2 protein-coding genes are annotated in these 3,043 nt (G+C 50.4%); both read right to left on the bottom strand.

Features of this window, described 5'->3' with window-relative positions; translation table 11 throughout:
• Positions 1 to 321 precede the first annotated feature (321 nt).
• Positions 322 to 2,100: a MutS-related protein gene (locus VIM87_RS12545; protein WP_331997326.1), complete on the bottom strand. Its 1,779-nt coding sequence runs from the start codon at positions 2,098 to 2,100 to the stop codon at positions 322 to 324.
• 91 nt (positions 2,101 to 2,191) lie between these two features.
• Positions 2,192 to 3,043, bottom strand: an 852-nt coding sequence (locus VIM87_RS12540) for a glycoside hydrolase family 125 protein (protein ID WP_331997325.1), incomplete at its 5' end; no start/stop codon positions are given.

Here is a 3,043-nt window from a genome sequence, read left to right as displayed (position 1 = left end):
GGGTAGGCACATCCGCCTGCCACCATTCATCGATCCCTTCCGGGTGATCCTGCGCGTATTCACTTTGCAGGAATTTATTCTTTGGATTCAGCTGCGCGCCCCTGCCCTTATAATATGAATTTTCCGGCGCGCCCCCTTCCTGGAAAGGCAAAGTCATATACTAATTATTTTAGTAAAAATACTAAATTAATTAGCTATCTACCAAATTAAAATTGATGTGCTGATGTGCTAATATGCTAATGTGCTGGTGTATACTGATATATCAGGAGCATGTGGCAAACAACAAAAATCAGCACATTAGCATATTAGCACATCAGCATATTAAATAATCCCCATTTGCTGCATCAGGAAAGTAGCGTTCTTATTATGGGCAATGCCTTCGCGGATGCGGTAATCGAAGTACAAATGATTTTCCTGGATGGTGCTTTCAAAACAATAGTTCCGGATCTGCTGCGGGTATACCTGCTCCAGCTGCCCCAGCTCCAGGTCGTGGGTAGCTATCATGCCCAGGCAATTATATTGTAAAAGATGGGTGATCAATTGTTGTGAGCCGGTAAGCTTGTCGGCCGAGTTGGTGCCTTTCAGGATCTCATCCAATAATATAAATACGTTACCACCGCGCTGCAGCACTTTTACGATCTGCTGCAGGCGTAGCAGCTCTGCCTGGAAATAAGAGGTATGCCGGGCAATGGAATCCTTAATGCGCATGGAGGTCATGATGTGCACGGGCGTAAAGGAAAACTTTTCCGCACATACCGGCGCACCACACATGGCCAGCAGCAGGTTGCTGCCTACGCTGCGTAAAAAAGTGCTTTTGCCGCTCATGTTGGAACCCGTAATAATAAGGAAATGCTGGGGGCGGCCCACCGTAATGCTGTTGGTTACGCATTCTTTGGCCGGTATCAGCGGATGGCCGACTGCCGTGGCTTCCAGCCCGCCCTGTTCAGTAGCTTCCGGGAAGATATAGGCGGGATGGTTAAAGGCAAAAGTAGCCAGGCTGCCCCAGGCTTCCATGCGTGCGATCACCTGCATCCAGTCCTGCACCTGGTGCTGGTAGCGGGCTTTCCACTTTTCCAGGCTAAACATGCAATGCAGGCTGTATAGCACCAGAGAGTTCAGCACAGTAGCTACTATCAGGTTCAGGCTTTGATCCAGCGCATTGCTGATGCGGGCCAGCCGGTGCAGCGCATCCCCTGCCACTGCAGCCTGCTGCTGTTGTGTTTTAAGCAGCCCGGAGGTTTCAAACGGCTCATTTTTGACCAGCTGCAGCAGCGCGGCAAATTTGCGTAATACCTGCTCCTTATTACTTAACTGATGATGCTGCGCCAGCATTTGCCTGGACTTTGATCCCAGCAGCACCCAGTTTAACGTTAAGAAAAAAGTGGCGGGATAATAATTACCGGTATAGCTATATATAATGATGCTAATGATCAAACAGGCGGGGCTCACCCAGCTAAGGATGCGCAGCCATTTCTTATCTATAAAAGAAAAAGGCATTTGCAGCCATTGCTGCAGGGAAGCCCGGTCAGCAGGAGTTTCATGCGCCAGCATGGCCTGCGCGGTGAGCAACTGGCGAAACTCCACTTTAGGCGCTAATTCTTTTACAGCCGCCTGCATTTGCTGTATGGCAGCGGTTTCCTGTAAAGGGAACTGCAGCGCATAGGCCAGCTCCCGCCGGCCCATTAAGGTACCGGTACGGTTTATATGCTGGTATAAAGAGGCCGGGCCGAAAACATCCAGGTCCGTACCAAAGGGGTGCTGCTCCTCTACAAAATCATTCCCGGCTTCAAAACGGGACTCGTAGGTAGTTTGCAGGTGCAGCTCCTTTTCATTCAGCTGCTGCAATGTTTGCAGCAGCTCCAGCCTGTCCTTTACTTTCTGATATTTTGCCAGGGCATATATAAAACCCGCCAGCAGTGCCGCAATGGGCAGCCACCATACGGATTCAAAATTCTTTGCAATGTATTGCCAGGCGCATACCAGTATGCCCACAAAGCAGCCCAGGCGCACCCAGCCCAATACCTGCAGCTGGCTGCGGGCCTGTGTGATCTGTTGCTGTAGCTGGGCTAAACGGTCGGCGTAAATTTTTTCCGGGGGCATGGCGAGGGAAGATAAAAGGTGAAGCGTAAGCGTGCAATGTATATAAAAGTGGAAGGGAGCTGTCCAGTGCTCCCTTCACTTCAACTTTGAATTATAAACTGTACTGTCTTTTTAGTAGTTCCGGGTATTCCTGGCTCACTTTCATGATCAGCTCACCAAACAGGGTGTTGGCCCATGAAAACCAGGGCCGGGTGAACTTGGTCGGATCATCCTTCTGGTAAGATTCATGGATAAACCCTTTATCCCCATCCGTATTACGGATGGTGCGGATGCATTCTGCAATCTCCTCCTTATTCTGTGTGGTGAGGGCTTTCATAATAATGCTCATGGGCCAGATGTAGTCTACACCCGTGTGCGGGCTGCCTACGCCATCGCCATACTTACCCTGGTAAAACCATGGGTGAAAGGTGCTCCATACAAAACGGCGGGCCGTTTGGTACAAGGGATCATCTGCCGTGGTATATCCCAGGTAAGGGATGGATAAGAGGCTGGGTACATTGGTATCGTCTATAAACAGGCGGTTGCCAAAACCATCTACCTCAAAAGCATACATATGGCCCAGCTGCGGATGTTCTACCACGGCATAAGCCTTAATGGCACGGTCTACCTCATTGGCCAGGTCCGTACATTCTTTGGCAAAAGCGGCATCTTTCCAAACGGTGCTGCTGATCTCTGCCAGCTGACGCAGGGATACTACGGCAAACATGTTGGAAGGGATCAGGAAGGGGAACACCGTAGCATCGTCCGAAGGACGGAAGGTAGATACAATCAGCCCTACCGGGGAAATGGGCGCGCCATAACCGCTGTTGGCCACTGTATCTGACTGCACCGGCGTAACACGCTGGAACTTGTAAGGGCCTTTGCCATCTTTACGCTGCTGCTCTTTGAAAGTTTTTACGATCAGGGCAGATGACTTGCGGTAGCTATCGTCCAGCACCTTGGT

Origin of the sequence: Chitinophaga sp., from assembly GCF_036569125.1 — a bacterium.
Classification (GTDB): Bacteria; Bacteroidota; Bacteroidia; order Chitinophagales; family Chitinophagaceae; genus Chitinophaga.
The sequence above is the reverse complement of the archived record's forward strand: the minus strand, read 5'-3'. Positions and strand labels throughout refer to the sequence as shown.

Coding starts and splice junctions, on each gene's coding strand:
- VIM87_RS12545 (WP_331997326.1), bottom strand. CDS start 2,100: ATGCCCCCGGAAAAAATTTACGCCGACCGTTTAGCCCAGCTACAGCAA.